Genomic DNA, 17,274 nt, shown 5'->3' on the forward strand with positions numbered 1-17,274 from the left:
GACGGGTTGCGCCTCCCGTCGGAGCACCGGCCACCTCGCGGTCGCCGCCCTCACTCTAGGGCGGGTGGGGCCGCCAGGGAAGCCCCGCCGGAGCCGCCCGGCCCGCCGGTCAGCGACGCCGGTCCACCGCGCGCAGCGCCAGGCCGGTCAGGGCCGCCCGGGCCGGCTCCGCCAGGGGCAGCCGGTCCAGCGCCGCCCGGGCCAGCTCGGCGCGGACCTCGATCATCCGTTCCACCGCCGCGCGTGCCCCGCTCGCCTCGACGATCCGGCGCACCTCGGCGGCACCGGCCCCGTCCAGCCCCGGATCGCCGACCAGCCGGCGCAGCCGCTCCCGTCCGGCCGGCCCGGCCGCCTCCCGGGCCAGCGCCAGCAGCACCGTGGGCTTGCCCTCGCGCAGGTCGTCCAGGTTGGACTTGCCGGTCACCGCCGGATCGCCGAAGACGCCGAGCAGGTCGTCGCGGAGCTGGAAAGCGTCCCCGAGCGGGTCGCCGAAGTGGGCCAGCGCCGCCACGGTCGGGTCGTCCGCGCCGGCCAGGGCGGCCCCGAGCTGCACCGGGCGGGTCACCGTGTAGCGGGCGGTCTTCAGCCGGACCACCGCGAGGGCGGTGGCCAGCGAGCCGTCCCCGGCGGCGGCGGCCACGTCCAGGTACTCCCCCGCGATCACCTCGGTCCGCATCCGGGCCAGGACGGCGTGCCCGCGCCGGAGCCGCTCCGGGTCCAGGCCGCAACCGTGGAACATCTGCCCCGACCAGGCGGCGCAGAGGTCGCCGCAGAGCACCGCCGCCTGCCGGCCGTACCGCTCGGGGTCGCCGCGCCAGCCGGAGCGGATGTGCAGCTCGGCGAAGACCCGGTGCAGGGTGGGGCGGCCGCGCCGGCGCTCACTGCGGTCCAGGATGTCGTCGTGGATCAGGGCGAAGGCGTGGAACAGCTCCAGCGCGGCGGCGGCGACCACGATCGGCGTGCCGTCGGGGCCGCCGAACCCGCGCCAGCCCCAGTAGCAGAAGAGCGGCCGCAGGCGCTTGCCGCCGGCCAGGACGAACCGACGCAGCTCGGCGTGGACGGCCGCCGTACCGTCGTCCGGCCGGCCCGGGCTCCGTCGCCGCAGGAACGCGGCGAGCGCGGCGTCGACACGCTCGCGCAACAGAGCCGGATCGGTCGGTGCGACGGTGACAGTCATGGCGCCTCGGTATCCATGGCTGACAATACCTCAGGTGGCTGTCCCACCGGCTCCACCGGACAGCCCGGATCCTGCTGGTACCCGGGGCCGGCGACCCCCGATGCACTGCCGCCGGTCCGGCCGCCGGGGCGGCGGGGCCACTACGCCCCGGCCCGGCGGATCGTCGGGTCGGTCCGCCGGTGCGGCCGGGGAATCCCGGTCCGGCCGCACCGGAGGGCCGTGCTGGTCGTGCCGGGCCGGACGTTCCGGTGGCACGCTCCCCGGCACCGACCTCGTTCCCCGCCGCGGGGCGCAACCGCGGCGGGCCCTCGCCGGTCGGGGCGGGAAGCCCGGTGTACGGCGGCGTCGAGACGCCGTGGGCGCCTCGGGCCGCGCCGCTCAGGCGGCCAGTTCCGCCAGTACGGGCGCCACCTCCGTCCAGGCGGCCCGCTCCGCCGAGCGGCCCACCGCGTCGAGTACGAGCTGGACCTGCAACGCGTCGGTGAACGACGGCGCCGGGTCGACGCCGGTGGCGACCGCCTCGACGAAGTCGCGCATCTGGTGGGTAAAGGAGTGCTCGTAGCCGATGATGTGGCCCGGCGGCCACCAGGCCGACAGGTACGGGTGCGCCGGCTCGGTCACCAGGATCCGGCTGAAGCCCTGCTCCGGGCCGGGCCGGGTGGCGTCGTAGAACTCCAGCTCGTTGAGGCGCTCCAGGTCGAACGCCACGGAGCCGAGCGACCCGTTGATCTCGACCCGGAGGGCGTTCTTCCGGCCGGTGGCGAACCGGGTCGCCTCGTACGTGGCCAGCGCTCCCCCGTCGAGCCGGGCCAGGAAGACCGCGGCGTCGTCCACGGTGACCGGCCCCGTCGCCCGGCCGTTGCCGTCGGCCTGCGCGGCCAGGCCGCTCGACTCGGCCGGCAACGGCCGTTCCTTGACGAACGTCTCGGTCGCCGCGCTCACCCCGGTGATGAGCTGGCCGGTGACGTACTGGGTGAGGTCGATGATGTGCGCGCCGATGTCGCCGAGCGCCCCGGAGCCCGCCCTGTCCTTCTGCAACCGCCAGACCAGCGGGAACTGCGGGTCGACGATCCAGTCCTGGAGGTAGACCGCCCGGACGTGTCGGATCTCGCCGAGCCGCCCGTCGGACACCAGCTGCCGCATCATGGCCACCGCGGGCACCCGGCGGTAGTTGAACCCGCACATGGCGCGTACCCCGGACTCCCGGGCCGTGGCGGCCGCGGCGGCCATCCGCCGGGCCTCCTCGACCGTGTTGGCCAGCGGCTTCTCGCAGAGCACGTGCTTGCCGGCGGCCAGCGCGGCGATGGCTATCTCGCAGTGGCTGTCCCCCGGCGTGCAGATGTCGACCACGTCGATGTCGTCGGACTCGACGAGCCGCCGCCAGTCCGTGGTGTGCCCGTCCCAGCCGAGCCGGTCGGCGGCCGCGGCCACCTTCGGCTCGTCCCGGCCGCAGATGAGCGCCATCCGCACCCGCGCCGGCAGGTCGTACACGCGGTTCACGGTGCGCCACGCCTGGGAGTGCGCGGCGCCCATGAACGCGTAGCCGACCATGCCGACCCGCAGGAAACTGTCGTGAGTGGACAAGGTGGGTCTCCCCCCGGGTATCAGAAACCGAGCTTCAGGTAGCTGCCCGCGTTCTCCTTGGTGATCGTCTCGGAGGCGAGCACGATCTCCTTCGGCACCTGCAGCTCCACCAGGTCGGACATGCCCTTGTTCTGGCCGATCAGGCGGGCCAGCGAGATGGCCGAGGAGGCCATCGACGGGCTGTAGGTGACGGTCGCCTTCAACACGGTGTTGTCGGCCTGGATGTCCTCCATCGCCTTCTTCGAACCGGCGCCGCCGATCATGAAGAACTCCTTGCGGTTGGCCTGGTTGACCGCGGCGAGGACCCCGATGCCCTGGTCGTCGTCGTGGTTCCAGATCGCGTCGATCTTCGGCAGGGCCTGGAAGAGCCCGGTCGCCTCCTGCTGGCCGGAGTCCGCGGTGAACCTCGCCGCCCGCCGATTGGTGACCTTGAAGCCGGCCTGGGCCAGGGTGTCGGCGAAGCCCTTCGACCGCTCCTGGGTCAGCTCCAGCTCGTCCATGCCGGCGATCTCCCCGATGACCGGGTTGCTCACGCCCTTGGCCTTGAACTGCTCGATCATGTACGCGGCGGCGGCCACGCCCATGCCGTAGTTGTCGCCCTTGATCTGCAGCCGGTACGCCTTGGCGTCCGGGAAGGCCCGGTCCAGGTTGACCACCGGGATGCCGGCCTTCATCGCCTCCAGGCCGAACGCGTTGAGCTCCTTGCCGTCGTGCGGGAGCAGCACGATCACGTCCGGCTTCTGGGAGAGCAGGGTGGACAGCGTCGCCCGCTGGGCCGCCGCGTCGGCGCCGGCCTCCACCGCCTTGAGCTCCACGTCCGAGTACGCCGCGGCCTGCGCCTTGGCGTTGTTGGTGATGGCGGCGATCCAGCCGTGGTCGGCGGCCGGGGCGGAGAAGCCGATGGTCACCTTCTTGCCCGGCTCGCTGTTGCCCCCGGCCGCGGCGGCCTTGGTCTGGGCGGCGGTGGGCGCCTGCTCGTTGCTGGTGCACCCGGCGAGCACGACGCCGGCGGAGAGCGCGGCACCGCCGAAGAGCAGCCGGCGGCGCGACAGGTCACTTCTCATGACGGCCTCCTGATGAGGTGGTGGGGATTTTCGGGTGCGTCGGTCCGGGCCACCGTCGGACTGACGGCGGCCTGGGGTCGCGGTGGATCAGGTGGTGGTGGCCCGGTTGCGGGCGAGGAACTGGGTCAGACTGCGGAACTGCACCTGCTGGACCAGGACGGCGACCACGATGATGCCGCCCTTGACCATGTTCTGGGCCTCGGTGGAGAGGCCGTTGATGGCGAAGAGGTTGGTGATCGTGGAGAAGATGATCACCCCGAGCAGGGAGCCGACGATGGTGCCCCGCCCGCCGCTGAGCAGCGTGCCGCCGATGATCGCGGCGGCGATCGCGTCCAGCTCGTAGAGGTTGGCCATGGCCGCCTGGGCGGAGGTGGCCTGCGCGGTGAGCATGACCGCGGCGATGCCGCAGCACAGGCCGGAGAGCGCGTAGAGCAGCACGGTGTGCCGGCGGACGTTGATGCCGGCGAGCCGGGCCGCCTCCGGGTTGCCGCCGACGGCCACCGTACGGCGGCCGAAGGTGGTCCGGTTGAGCAGCACCCAGCCGGCCAGCACCACCGCGGCCAGGATGTAGACCAGCAGCGGGATGCCGAGCACGTTCGTGCTGGCGATGCCGTTGATGAACTGGTTCTCCGAGACCTGGGTCTGCTTGTCGGAGATCTCGGCGGCCAGGCCGCGGGCGGCCACCATCATGGCCAGCGTCGCGATGAACGGCACCAGCCGCCCGTACGAGATGAGCAGCCCGTTCACCACGCCGACGGCCAGCCCCACGGTGAGCGCGCTGAAGATCATGCCGCCGGCGCCGTAACTCTGGGTCGCGACCGTGGTGCACCAGACCCCGGCCAGGGCCACGATCGCGCCGACCGACAGGTCGATGCCACCGCCGATGATCACGAAGGTCATCCCGACGGTGACCACCCCGACCACCGAGGCGAGCTTCAGGATGGTGAGCGTGTTGCCCCACACCCAGCTCGCGTCGCCGTAGAGGTCGGGCCGGGTGAGGATGCCGATGACGACCAGCACCACCAGCGTGGCCAGCAGGCCGAGGTTGCGCCGGGCGCCCTCCCCGCCGTCGCCGCGCCACCAGGAGAGCCGGGCCCGGGCGTCGGCCTTCGCGGTCTCGGCCGGGTCGACCGGCGGCGACTGGGCCGGCAGCCCCGCCGGCCGTTGCGGGGTGGCCGTGGGCGTCGTCTCGGTCATGCCGGTGCACCTTCCATGAGGGACCCCGCCATGACGAGGTCGAGCACGGTGTTCTCGTCGAGTTCGCCGGCCGGGGCCTCCCGGACCATCCGGCCCTCCCGCATCACCAGCACCCGGTCGGCCAGGCCGAGCACCTCGGGCACCTCGCTGGAGACCAGCAGCACGCCGACGCCGCGCGCGGCGAGGGCGCGGATGACCTGGTAGAGCTCGGCCCGGGCACCCACGTCCACGCCCCGGGTCGGCTCGTCGAGCAGCAGCAGCCGGGTGTCACCGAGCAGCCACCGGCCGACCACCACCTTCTGCTGGTTGCCGCCGGAGAGGGTGCGTACCGGGCGGCGTACGTCGCGGGGGCGCAGCTCCAGCGAGTCGGCGATCCGGTCCGCCTCGTCCCGTTCCCGCCCGGCGTCGGTGAAGCCGAGGCGGGCGTACCGGCCGAAGGTGGCCAGGGTGACGTTGCGGTAGATCGGTTCGCCGAGCAGCAGCGCCTGGCTCTTGCGCTCCTCGGGGGCCATCCCCATGCCCGCCCGTACGGCCGCGCCGACGCTGCCCGGCCGCACCGGCCGGCCGTCCATCCGCACCGTGCCGGCGTGCGCCCGCCGGGCGCCGTAGATGGTCTCCAGCAGCTCCGAGCGGCCGGAGCCGACCAGGCCGGCGATGCCCACGACCTCGCCGGCCCGCACGCGCAACGAGACGTCGGCGAACTCGCCGGTCCGGGTGAGCCCGTCGACCCGCAGCAGCTCCGCGCCGTCGGCCGGGCCGGCCGGGCGCTCCGGGAAGACGTACTCGATGGTCCGCCCGGTCATCCGGGCGACCAGGTCGCGGGTCGGCGTGTCGCGGGCCGGCAGGTTCGCCGCGGTGGTCCGGCCGTCCTTGAGTACGGTGACCCGGTCGCCGATCTCGCGGATCTCCTCCAGCCGGTGCGAGATGTAGATGACCGCGATGCCCTGGGCGGTGAGTTCCCGGATGATCCGGAACAGGTTGCCCACCTCGTCGTGGGCCAGCACCGCGCTCGGCTCGTCCATGATGATCAGTCGCGCCTCGTGCGAGAGCGCCCGGGCCATGCTCACGATCTGCTTGCCGGCGGCGGGCAGGTGGCGGACCAGCCGACCGGGCGGGATCTCCGGGTGACCGAGCCGGGACAGGATCTGCCGGGTCCGGCGGGCCATGTGCCCGCGCCGGACGAAGCCGATCCGGCGCGGCTCGTGGCCGAGGAAGGCGTTCTCGGCCACCGACAGGTCGTCGACCAGGTCGAGTTCCTGGTAGATGGTGGCGATCCCGGCGCGCATCGCGGCCTGCGGGTTGGCGAAGGTGGCCGGCCGGCCGCGCCATTCGACCTCACCCGAGTCGGGCCGGTGCACCCCGGCGAGCACCTTGATCAGCGTGGACTTCCCGGCGCCGTTCTGCCCGAGCAGGCAGTGCACCTCGCCGGCCCGCACCTCCAGCTGCACCCCGTCCAGGGCGCGTACCCCGGGGAAGGTCTTGACCACGTCGGTGAGGCGCAGGACCACCTCGCCGGCGACGGTGCCGGCCGGGGCCTCGACCAGGGGCGCGTTCGTCACGTCGGCCTCCTCACTGTGCTGCGGGGTCACGCCGCCTCCCCGAAGGCGAGATCGCTGGCGAGCACGGCGGCGCCGGCCACGCCGGCGCGCGGGCCCAGTTCGGAGAGGACGACCGGCAGGTTGCCGGTCGCCAGCGGCAGCGACCGTCGGTAGACCACGCTGCGGATCTCGGCGAGCAGGATGTGGCCGAGTTGGGCCAGCCCGCCGCCGATCACGATCATCGACGGGTTGGTGAAGCTGACCAGGCCGGCCAGGATGCTGCCGACCCGGCGGCCGCCGACGCGGATGAGCTGGATGCAGGTGACGTCCCCCTCGACCGCCCCCTGCGCCACGTCCAGCGCGGTCACCGCGCCCCCGGCGGCGAGCCGCTCGGCGAGCGCCGGGGACGTCCCGGCGCGGACCGCGGCGGCCGCCTCCCGGGCCAGTGCGGCGCCGCTGAACACCGCCTCGAGGCAGCCCAGGTTCCCGCACGAACACATCGGACCGTTCGGGTCGACCTGGATGTGGCCGATGTCGCCGGCGCACCCGTCGGTGCCCCGGTAGACCTGGCCGTTGAGGTAGATGCCACACCCTATGCCGGTGCCGATCTTGATGAAGAGGAAGTCGTCGACCGAGCGCGCGACGCCGCCGTGCCGCTCGCCGATGGCCATGATGTTCACGTCGTTGTCGACCACCGCCGGGCAGCCGTGCTCCCGGGTCAGCAGCTCGCGGACCGGGAACCGGTCCCAGCCGGGCATGATCGGCGGGGAGACCGGCACCCCGTCGCGGAAGCTCACCGGGCCGGGCACGCCGATGCCGACCGCGTCGAGCCGCTCGTACGCGCCGTCCACCCGGGCCTTGTGCAGCAGCTCGTTGACCCGGTGCAGGATCACCTTGGGGCCGGAGCGGATGTCGGCCGGCTCGGCGTAGGCGGCCACCGGCTCCAGCCGGCCGTTGACCACCTCGACGTCGATCGAGCTGGCCCCGAGGTCGACGGCGGCGAACCGCAGGCGCGGGCTCAGCTCGACCAGGGTGGAGCGCCGGCCGCCCCGGGACGCGGCCAGTCCCGCCTCGGCGACGTAGCCGAGGCCGACCAGCCGCTCCAGCTCGGCCAGCAGGCGCGGGCGGGGCATCTGCAACCGGTCGGCCAGCTCGGCCCGGGACACCGCGCCCTCGTCGCGCAGCAGTCGCAGGAGCCGCACGTGCAGGGGATCCACCGTCAGCACCGGGCGCACCTCCGGATCGGAAGTCATGGACAGCGACGCAACGGCGACGTGTCGTGTCCGACACAGTAGGAGGCTTCGGGGCGGCATGTCCACAGCTTCGGAACTTCCGTTCAAAACTTTTGTCCAGCTGAGCAGAAGCTCGCAGTGGATCAAGAAAAGCGCCCCGCCGCCGGTGGGGTACCGGGGGCGGGGCGCGGGCGGCCGTGGTGGGCGGTCGTGGCGGGGTTGGCGCGGTCAGCGGCGGCCGGCGGCGTTGCGCTTCTTCCGCAGCTTCCGGTCGTCCCGCAGTTCCACGTACGGTTCCTGGTCGGCCGGGTGTCCGGCCTGGATCGCGCGGCTGCGCTCCAACTCGGCGTCGAACTCCGCGCCGAGCAGGATGGCGATGTTGCTGAGCCAGAGCCAGACCAGGAAGATGATCACGCCGGCCACCGCCCCGTACGTCTTGTTGTACGAGCCGAAGTTGCTGACGTAGAGCGCGAAGAGGCCGGAGACGATCAGCCAGATGACCACCGCCAGGATGCCACCGGGGCTGACCCAGCGGAAACCGCCGTGGCGGGCGTTCGGCGAGGCCCAGTAGAGGATCGCAAACATCAGGCTGACCAGTACGAGCAGCACCGGCCACTTGACGATGTTCCACACCGTGACGGCGGTCGAGCCCAGGCCGATGGCGTTGCCCGCCTGCTCGGCCAGACCGCCGGTGAAGACCACGATCACCGCGCTGGCCAGCAGCATGACCCCGATGATCGCGGTCACGCCGAGCCGGATCGGCAGGGTCTTCCAGATCGGCCGTCCCTCGGGCACGTCGTAGATGCTGTTGGAGGCACGCATGAAGGCGGCGACGTAGCCGGAGGCCGACCAGAACGCGGCCAGCAGACCGATGATCGCCGCGATGCTGGCCAGCCCGCCGGACCGGCCGGCCTGGTCGATCGCGGTCTCGATGATCGTCCGGATGTTCTCCTCCGGCACCACCTGGCCGACGGTGTCCCGTACCCCCTCCTTGGCCTCGTCACCGAGCAGACCGAGGATGGAGATCAGCACCAGCACGCCCGGGAAGATGGAGAGCACGCCGTAGTAGGTGAGGGCGGCGGCCCAGTCGGTCAGGCTGTCGTCCTGGAACTCCCGGACCGTGCGCTTGAGCGTCGCCACCCAGCCGGCGCCGGGCAGCTCGGTCGGGCTGTCCGGCCCTTCGTCCGGCCCGACCGGCCCGACGCGGTTCCCCTCGGCGCGGTCACCCGCGGCGCGGTTACGCCCGGCGCGGGCGGAAGACTCATCGGTGGCCATCGGCCCTCCTCGTCGTCGGCGTCGTCTCCGACTTGCCCGACGACCAGGGTGGTTAACCCCCTACCGGTAGAGCATCCGGCCCATCCGCCGGGACGCCAGCGCCAGCATCCCGACGGTGAGCACCACCAGGTACGCCACGTCCAACGGCCATCCGCCGGAACCGCCCACGCAGATCTCCCGGATCAGGTGCACCGACCGATAGAGCGGCGTCGCCTCGACCAGCCAGCGCAGCGCGACCGGGTACGCCTCGGCCGGCACGAACGTGCCGGAGAAGAGAAAGAGGGTGAACTGCGCGGACCCCATCAGGTCGAAGTCCTGCCAGCTGCGCATCAGGGTGGAGACGGACATGCCGAGCGCCCCGAACGCGAAGCCGACCAGCACGGCGGCCGGGAACGCGACGGCGGCCCGCGCGGCGGTGGTCAGGTCCGCCACCACCATGATCACGAGGAACGCGGCCGAGTAGAGGCTGCCCCGGATCATCGCCCAGGCCAGCTCGCCGAGGGCGATCTCGAACGGCTGCACCGGGGTGGCGATCACCCCGTCGTACAGCTTCATGTACTTCATCTTGCCGAAGAAGTTGAAGGTGGTCTCCGACAGCGCCCCGCTCATCGCCGACGAGGCGAGCATGGCCGGGGCCACGAACGCCGCGTACGACACCACCTGGCCACCGGGCAGGGTGAGGTCGCCGACCAGCGCGCCCACCCCGACGCCGATGGAGAAGAGGTAGAGCACCGGCTCCAGGAAGCCGGAGACCAGCACCAGCCAGTACGCGCTGCGCAGCGCCGTGAAGTTGCGCTCGGCCACCGAGGCGGAGCGGCGCGGCGCCCCCTCGAAGCTGACCAGCCGGGGCAGGACCAGAGTGACCACGGACATCCTCCCCTAGACGACGAGCGCGCGGCGGAACACCCGCCGCGCCAGCAGCCACCCGGCGACGGACCAGGCGGCGAGGTAGAGCAGGTGGCCGGGCACGGACCACTGCGGGGCCACGCCGAGCGTGGCCGCACGGCACAGGTCCACGCCGTGCCAGAGCGGCGTCACGTACGCCACCTGCCGCAGCCCGCCGGGCAGCTGCTCGACCGGGAAGAACACCCCGGCGAAGAGGGTCATCGGGATCACCGCGAACCGGAACAGCAGGGCCAGGTAGCTGTCGCTCGGCACGGCGGCGCTGAACGCGAAGACCGGCGCGGCCACCGCCAGGCCGAGCAACACGCCGACCAGCGGCACGACCACCGCCCACGGCGAGCGCAGCACCCCGAACAGCGCGGTCACCAGCAGGAACGCCACCGTGCTGGTGAGCACCCGGAACAGCACGAAGGCCAGGTGGCCACCGACGATGTCGCCGATCCGCAGCGGCGCGGCCGCCTGGGCGAGATAGGTGCCGATCCAGCGGAAGTTGCTGAGCACCGGCCAGGTGGACTCGGCGACCGCCACCTGGAAGGCGGTCGAGGCGATCAGGCCGGGAACCAGCCAGTCCAGGTAGGGCACTCCGCCGACGCCCCGGTCCACGTACGCCCCGACGCCCACCCCGAACCCGAGCACGGTGAGCACCGGCAGCAGGAACGAGGAGAAGACCCCGGCCCGCCAGGTGCGCCGGTAGCCGACCAGGTAGTACTCGAGCACCGCCAGCACCGGCACCCGGGCCACCCCCGGCCCGGCCCGCTCCGCCACGCTCACCCGACGCCACCCCCGCTCACCGCCGACTCCGGTCTTCCTATCGCCCGGGTACGACAGGCCGCCGGCCACCCTATGACCGGGCCGTCGGTCCTGTCGCGTCAGTTTCCCCGGGCAGGTCGCGCCACCGGTCGGCCCCGGAGCGAAACGCTGCGCGGCCGACCCGGTCGGACTCGAATCCGCCCGTTGCGGTCAGCGTGTCGAGGCGACGTTGATGAGGCGGAGCGCCGGCTCCAGCAGTTCGGCCGGAGCCTTTTTCGGGGAACCCGTGTCGAACGGCGGCTGAGGGTCGTACTCGATCGCGAGCTGCACGGTCTGGGCTGTCGTCGCGTCATCAGCCTGCGCCAGCAGGGAGAGGGCCATGTCGATGCCGGAAGAGACTCCCGCCGCCGTCACGATCTTGCCGTCGGTCACCACCCGTTCGCTGACCGGCTCGGCGCCGAAGCCGGCGAGCAGCTCGAGCCATCCCCAGTGACTGGTCGCCTTCACGCCGTTGAGCAGGCCGGCGGCGGCGAGGAGGAAGGATCCGCTGCACACCGAGGTGGTCCACCGGGTGTGCTCGTGAGCCTCGCTGATCCAGCCGAGCAGGGCGGGATCAGTCGCCGCCTTGAGCGTGCCGGGGCCGCCGGGGACGAGGATCACGTCCGCGCGCGGCAGTTCGGCGTACGACGCCGTGGCAACGATCGACAGGTTTCCACGGTCGTCGAGGACCGGACCGGGTTGGGCGGCGACGAAGGTGACCGTCCAGCCGGCGAAGGCCAGCACCGTGTACGGACCGACCGCGTCGAGGGCGGTGTGTTCGGGATAGAGGGGGATGGCGACGTGCATGGTCAGTTCTCCTTGCCGTGAAATCGGCGGCGGTAGTCGCCGGGCGCGATCCGCCAGTGGCGGCGGAAGACGCGGTAAAGGGTTTCCGGTGCGCCGAGGCCGGATTGTCTGGCCACGGTGTCCAGTGGGTGGCCGGTAGCTTCCAGTAGCCGCCGGGCGGCCTCGGCTCGGCTGCGTTCCACGTACCGGCCGGGCGACAGGCCGGTCTCCTCGGTGAAGACACGGGAGAAGTGGCGCTCACTCATGCCCGCGCGGCGGGCCAGGGCGGGCACGCTCAGGTCCTCGGCCGGGTTGGCGTCGATGAACGCCTGCAACTGTCGCAGGGGCTGCCTGCGTGGGGTGTCCGCGCGCATGGGGGTGCTGAACTGGCTCTGCCCGCCGGGCCGGTGCAGGTACACGACGAGCCCGCGCGCGACGTCCCGGGCCAGTGCGTGGCCGTGGTCCTCGGCGATGAGGGCCAGCGCGAGGTCGACACCGGAGCTCACGCCGGCCGAGGTCCACACGTTCCCGTCTTCGATGTAGATGGGGTCGGCGTCCACCTCGACGTCAGGGTGCCGGTCGGCGAGTTCGTCGGCCACCAGCCAGTGCGTGGTCGCGCGCCTGCCGGCGAGCAGCCCGGCTTCGGCGAGGAGGAAGGCTCCGCTACAGACCGACGCGACTCTGCGGGCGGCCGGGGCCAGCCGGGCGATCCCCTCGACCAGTGGCCGATTGTCCAACTGATCCCTTACGCCCAGTCCGCCGACGATCAGCAGGGTGTCGATGGGGCCGGCGACATCCGCCAGCGGGGTCTGCGCCACGGTCACGAGCCCGTTGTGCGCCGGCACCGACCCGGCCCGCACGGCGGTCACCTCGATGCGATAGCCCGACTTGGGCGACAGCAGGCTCGCGGTCGCGAACACGTCGGCCGGGCCGGCGAGGTCGAACATCTGGAAGCCATCGAAGATCACGATAACGACGCGTCGGTGCATGTCGTCCATGCTCATCAACACGGCCGCGTGGCGTCAACGACACAGCTCTTGCAGATTACGCCATGATCTTGACCGGGAGTCGGCTGATCAATCCGAAACAGGCGGTCTGGACTGTTGCTGCGATGGTCGACCGCTTCGTCACCTGGGCACGGGCCGCTGATCGATCGGCGCCGGGCTAGTCGACCAACGTCCTGCCGGTGAGGTGCAGGAAGACGTCCTCCAGGCTGCTGCGCCGGACCAGGACGCTGGCCGGGACGAGGCCGCGGCCGGTCACCTCGGCCACCGCGGCGTCGCCGTCGGGCACGTAGAGCAGGATGCGGTCGGGCAGCACCTCGACCCGCTCGCCCAGCCCGTCCAGCTTGCCGGCGAACGGCTCCTGCGACTCGGCGGCGAAGCGCAGCTCCACCACCTCGCGGGTGGAGTGCTCCTCGATCAGGGCCCGGGGCGACCCCTCGGCGACGATCCGGCCGCCGTCCATCACCACCAGGCGGTCGCAGAGCTGCTCCGCCTCGTCCATGTAGTGGGTGGTGAGGACCAGCGTGACGCCCTGCTGCTTGAGCCGGAACAGCCGCTCCCAGACCAGGTGCCGGGCCTGCGGGTCGAGCCCGGTGGTGGGCTCGTCGAGCAGCACGATCTCCGGGTTGTTGACCAGTGCGCGGGCGATGGTCAACCGGCGCTTCATGCCGCCGGAGAGCGGCTCCACCTTGCTCTCCGACCGCTCGGTGAGCTGGACGAAGTCGAGCAGCTCGGCGGCGCGCTCGCGGGCCACCTTGCGCGGGATGCCGAAGTAGCGGGCGTACGTGGTCAGGTTCTCCCGGACGGTCAGCTCCGGATCGAGGTTGTCGAGCTGCGGGCAGACGCCGAGCCGGCCCCGGATCGCCGGCCCGTCGCGGACCGGGTCCAGGCCGAGGATGCGCAGCTCGCCGCCGGAGGGCGGGGAGATGCAGCCGATCATCCGCATGGTGGAGGACTTGCCCGCGCCGTTCGGCCCCAGGAAGCCGAACGCCTCACCCGGGCGGACCTCGACGTCGATGCCGTCGACGGCGGTGAAGTCGCCGAACCGCTTCACCAGCCCGCGCGCCTCGATCAGTGGATGAGCCGTGGTCATCGGCCGACCCTAGCCGCCCGGTCCGACAGACTCGACCGGGTTACCGCTCCCACTGCGCGCGGCCGGGCCGATACCCACCGTCACTATGCTCACGCATCGTGACCACCGCAGCGCCCCGTGCGGCGCCTGCGACAAGTCGGACCTACGACCACCATGGTGGACAGACCGAATCCGACCGGGTGCAATTCCGGAAGTTCGCTGCGCCCTTCCGAGCGGCAATTGCGAAAGCCGCTCTGAAAATGCCTGCACTGAGTAATTGGCCAGCGTTTCCCGTCACCCAGCGCAATCACAACCGGCAATGTTCCCATGGTGTACGCGATTCGCGTATCGTGCCCCCTCGTGTCGTCCGTTCGTTCCTCCGACGAATCCCCTCCGACGCCACGGCCCACCGCCGCGCCGGCGCCCCGGTCCGAACTGGACGCCGCCCCGGTGCCGCTCCCGCCGGGCGAGGCCACGGGCGATCCCGCCTGGGCGGACGACGGCCCGGCGCCCGCCCACCACGACCCCCGGGAGTTGGCCAGCCGATTCGAGGACGAGAAGCCCGGTCGGGTCCTCTCCGGACCGGTCGGGGCGCTGTTCACCGGCGCCACGGTCGCCATCGCCCTGCTCACCCTCTGGCAGGTCTTCTTTCCGCTTCCCCAGGGCAGTAAGTACTACCTCATCATTTTCCTCGCCGGCGTACTGCCGATGGTCTTTCTCGCGTACCCGTCGGAAATCCGGCTGCGTCGGCGGAGCGCCACCCCCGCGGCGGCCGACGGTCCGGCGCCCGGCGGCGACCCGGTGGCGGCCGGCGCGGCGCCCCGGCGGTCCGGGCCCACCCCGGTCGACTGGGCGCTCGCCGTCGCCGCGCTGCTGAGCTGCCTCTACCCCGTCCTGCCGGTGACCCTCGGCACGGGCGGCGGCGGGTACGACGCGTTCCTGGACCGGCAGGGCCTGCTGGTGCCGCTGGACGTGGTGTTCGGCACCGTGCTGCTGCTCCTGCTGCTGGAGGCGTGCCGGCGCACCACCGGCTGGATCCTGCCGGCGGTGTGCCTGCTCTTCCTCGGCTACGGCTACTACGGCGGGCTGCTGCCGCAGTCCTGGCCGGTGGCCCACGCCGGCCTCGACTTCGGGCAACTGGTCGACGCCTTCTACAACTCCGACAGCGGCTTCTACGGCACCCCGCTGGACGTGGCCGCCTCGTACATCGTGCTGTTCACCATCTACGGCGCGGTGCTCGACCTCTCCGGGGCCGGCCGGTTCTTCGTGGAACTCTCCGCCGCCGCGTTCCGCCGCTCCCGCACCGCCCCGGGCCGCACCGCGGTCGCCTCCGGTTTCCTGCTCGGCACCGTCTCCGGTTCCGGGGCGGCCACCACGGTCAGCATCGGGGCGGTCACCTGGCCCATCCTGCGCCGCGCCGGCTACCCGCCCGAGCGGGCCGGCGGCATGCTGGCCGCCGCCGGCGTCGGGGCGATCCTCTCCCCGCCCACGCTCGGCGCCGCCGCGTTCATCATCGCCGAGTACCTGGGCGTGTCCTACCTGCGGGTGCTCGGCTGGGCGACCGTGCCGACCCTGCTCTACTACCTCGGCATCCTGCTCTCCGTGGAGATCGACGCCCGGCGCTCGGGCGTACGCCCGGTGGCGCTCGACACCGGCTCCGCCTGGCGGCTGCTGGGCCGCTTCGGCTACCACTTCCTCTCGCTGATCGCGATCGTCGTGCTGCTGGCCACCGGCGCCTCGGCGACCCGGGCGGTGGTCCTGGCCACCCTGCTCGCCGCCGCGCTGTCCTTCCTGGACCGCCGGCACCGGCTCACCGTGGCGCGCCTGGTCGCGGCGCTCAGCGGCGGCGTACGCGGGGTGCTCGCGGTCAGCGCGGTCTGTGCCGCCGCCGGCATCATCACCGCCACCACCACGAAGACCGGCCTCGGCCCGCAGGCCGCCGCGCTGCTGGTCAGCGGCGCGCAGGTGGTCAGCAGCGAGCCGGCCGTGGTGCTCGTGCTCACCGCGCTGCTCGCCGGGGTCGCGCTCAGCCTCCTCGGCCTGGCCGTGCCGGTCACCGCGTCCTTCGTGATCGGCTGGGTGATCATCGGTCCGGCGCTGCTGCACCTCGGCGTCGCCGCGCCCGCCGCCGCGATGTTCGTCTTCTACTTCGCGGTGCTGTCCGAGGTCTCCCCGCCGACCGCCCTCGCCGCCGTGGCCGCCGCCGCGGTGACCGGCGGCCGGCTGGTCCCGACCATGTGGCAGACCCTGCGGTACGCGCTGCCCGCGTACCTGATCCCGATCGCCTTCGTCATCACGCCGACCGGCCTCGGGCTGCTCGGCATCGGCGGGGTCGAGCGGATCGCCGTCGCCGGTCTCGTGTCGGCGCTGAGCGTCGCCGTGCTCGCGGTGGCCGCCGGCGGCTGGCTGCCCGGCGTCGGCCCGGCCGGCGTGCCGGAACGGATCCTCGGCGCGCTCGCCGGGCTGGTGCTGCTCCGGCTCGAACCCGTACCCGTCGCCGTCGGCGCGCTGCTGGCCGCCGCCATGGTCGCGGGTGTGCTCGTACGACGGAGGGCCGCCGGCTGGGCCGGGCGGTCCCCGGCAGTCCCATCCGGAAACCCTGGGGAGGAAATGCAATGAGCGGGATCAACGTACGGTTAGCCGCCGGCGCGGGGGTGCTGGCCCTGGTCGCGGCCGGTGCCGCCGGCTGCGGGGGCCGCCAGGACACGGCCGCGACCGACAACTTCGCCGGCGAGGTCACCTGCAAGGTCGGCAAGGACACCCGGGTCGGCATCGCCACCGGCAACGCCACCGGGGTCTACTACGTGGTCGGCAACGCGCTGGCCGGCCAGCTCTCCGGGGCCACCGGCGGCAAGCTCACCGGCACCGCCGCCGAGACCGGCGCCTCGGTGCAGAACATCGAGCAGCTCGTCGCCGGCCAGTACGACGTGGCCTTCTCGCTCTTCGACACGGCCGTCAACGCGGTGCAGGGCAAGGGCAGCTTCAGCTCCCCCCAGCCGGTGCAGGCGCTGGCCCGGATCTACGACAACTACACCCAGGTGGTTGTGCGGGCCGACTCCGGGATCACCTCGGTGGCCGACATGAAGGGCCACAAGATCTCCACCGGCTCGCCCAAGTCCGGCACCGAGGTCATCGCGAACCGGCTGCTCACCGCCGCCGGCCTCGACCCGGCCAAGGACATCCAGGCGCAGCGGCTCGACCTCACCAAGACCGTCGACGGCATGAAGGACGGCAACATCGACGGCTTCTTCTGGTCGGGCGGGGTGCCCACCGGCGGGGTCACCGACCTCTTCACCACCGCCGGCGACAAGGTCAAGTTCATCGACATCAGCCCGCTGCTGCCGAAGATGACCGAGCTGAACTCGGCGTACCAGGCCGGCACCATCGCCCGGGACGTGTACCGCACGCCGGCCGACGTGCCGACCATCGTGGTGCCGAACGTGCTGCTGGTGCGGGAGAACCTCGACGCCGACGTGGCCTGCGCGATCACCCGCACGGTCTTCGAGAAGAAGGACGCCCTCGCCCAGGCCAACCCGGCCGCCAAGGGCATCGAGCTGAGCAACGCCCGCAAGACCGACCCGGTGAAGCTGCACCGCGGCGCGGACAAGGCGCTCAAGGACCTGGGCGCGAGCTGACCCGACGACGCCGGGCCC

At 72.5% G+C, this 17,274-nt stretch carries 14 protein-coding genes; 2 read left to right on the top strand and 12 right to left on the bottom strand.

Annotation, left to right across the window (positions count from 1 at the left end; translation table 11 throughout):
• Window positions 1–109: 109 nt before the first annotated feature.
• The 12 genes from ACIBPB_RS10930 to ACIBPB_RS10985 form a co-directional block, all read right to left on the bottom strand.
• The gene (locus ACIBPB_RS10930; RefSeq protein ID WP_396839354.1) at window positions 110–1,177 is read right to left on the bottom strand and encodes a polyprenyl synthetase family protein; all 1,068 of its coding nucleotides are present in this window, start codon (window positions 1,175–1,177) and stop codon (window positions 110–112) included.
• A 378-nt stretch (window positions 1,178–1,555) separates the two neighbouring features.
• Complete coding sequence (locus tag ACIBPB_RS10935; protein ID WP_396839355.1) at window positions 1,556–2,761, bottom strand: Gfo/Idh/MocA family protein; 1,206 nt, start codon at window positions 2,759–2,761, stop codon at window positions 1,556–1,558.
• Between the two features lie 20 nt (window positions 2,762–2,781).
• Window positions 2,782–3,825: a substrate-binding domain-containing protein gene (locus ACIBPB_RS10940; RefSeq protein WP_396839356.1), complete on the bottom strand. Its 1,044-nt coding sequence runs from the start codon at window positions 3,823–3,825 to the stop codon at window positions 2,782–2,784.
• A gap of 87 nt (window positions 3,826–3,912) precedes the next feature.
• Window positions 3,913–5,022: an ABC transporter permease gene (locus tag ACIBPB_RS10945; protein WP_396839357.1), complete on the bottom strand. Its 1,110-nt coding sequence runs from the start codon at window positions 5,020–5,022 to the stop codon at window positions 3,913–3,915.
• Entirely contained in the window at window positions 5,019–6,581 is a 1,563-nt protein-coding gene (locus tag ACIBPB_RS10950) for a sugar ABC transporter ATP-binding protein (RefSeq protein ID WP_396839358.1), read from the bottom strand. Before ACIBPB_RS10950 ends, ACIBPB_RS10945 begins: the two co-directional genes overlap by 4 nt.
• Window positions 6,582–6,607: 26 nt before the next feature.
• Window positions 6,608–7,813: an ROK family protein gene (locus tag ACIBPB_RS10955; RefSeq protein ID WP_396839359.1), complete on the bottom strand. Its 1,206-nt coding sequence runs from the start codon at window positions 7,811–7,813 to the stop codon at window positions 6,608–6,610.
• 207 nt (window positions 7,814–8,020) lie between these two features.
• A complete protein-coding gene (locus tag ACIBPB_RS10960; protein WP_396839360.1) occupies window positions 8,021–9,067 on the bottom strand; it encodes a YihY/virulence factor BrkB family protein in 1,047 nt (348 codons plus the stop codon).
• Window positions 9,068–9,127: 60 nt separating this feature from the next.
• Window positions 9,128–9,934 carry an ABC transporter permease gene (locus tag ACIBPB_RS10965; RefSeq protein ID WP_396839362.1) on the bottom strand — a complete coding sequence of 269 codons (807 nt, stop codon included), beginning with the start codon at window positions 9,932–9,934 and terminating at the stop codon, window positions 9,128–9,130.
• A 12-nt stretch (window positions 9,935–9,946) separates the two neighbouring features.
• Entirely contained in the window at window positions 9,947–10,741 is a 795-nt protein-coding gene (locus tag ACIBPB_RS10970) for an ABC transporter permease (protein WP_396839363.1), read from the bottom strand.
• A 189-nt stretch (window positions 10,742–10,930) separates the two neighbouring features.
• On the bottom strand, window positions 10,931–11,566 hold the full coding sequence (locus ACIBPB_RS10975; RefSeq protein ID WP_357325666.1) for a DJ-1/PfpI family protein: 636 nt from the start codon (window positions 11,564–11,566) through the stop codon (window positions 10,931–10,933).
• 2 nt (window positions 11,567–11,568) lie between these two features.
• Window positions 11,569–12,543: a GlxA family transcriptional regulator gene (locus ACIBPB_RS10980; protein ID WP_396839364.1), complete on the bottom strand. Its 975-nt coding sequence runs from the start codon at window positions 12,541–12,543 to the stop codon at window positions 11,569–11,571.
• 166 nt (window positions 12,544–12,709) lie between these two features.
• On the bottom strand, window positions 12,710–13,642 hold the full coding sequence (locus ACIBPB_RS10985; protein ID WP_396839365.1) for an ABC transporter ATP-binding protein: 933 nt from the start codon (window positions 13,640–13,642) through the stop codon (window positions 12,710–12,712).
• Between the two features lie 414 nt (window positions 13,643–14,056).
• Between ACIBPB_RS10985 and ACIBPB_RS10990 the strand changes: the two genes are divergently transcribed.
• Both ACIBPB_RS10990 and ACIBPB_RS10995 read left to right on the top strand, forming a co-directional pair.
• Window positions 14,057–16,240 carry a TRAP transporter permease gene (locus tag ACIBPB_RS10990; RefSeq protein ID WP_396839504.1) on the top strand — a complete coding sequence of 728 codons (2,184 nt, stop codon included), beginning with the start codon at window positions 14,057–14,059 and terminating at the stop codon, window positions 16,238–16,240.
• A complete protein-coding gene (locus tag ACIBPB_RS10995) occupies window positions 16,237–17,256 on the top strand; it encodes a TAXI family TRAP transporter solute-binding subunit (protein WP_396839366.1) in 1,020 nt (339 codons plus the stop codon). The genes ACIBPB_RS10990 and ACIBPB_RS10995 overlap by 4 nt, the downstream gene beginning before the upstream one ends.
• The last annotated feature ends 18 nt before the right edge of the window (window positions 17,257–17,274 follow it).

Source organism: Micromonospora sp. NPDC049836 (assembly GCF_044465125.1).
Lineage (GTDB): Bacteria > Actinomycetota > Actinomycetes > Mycobacteriales > Micromonosporaceae > Micromonospora.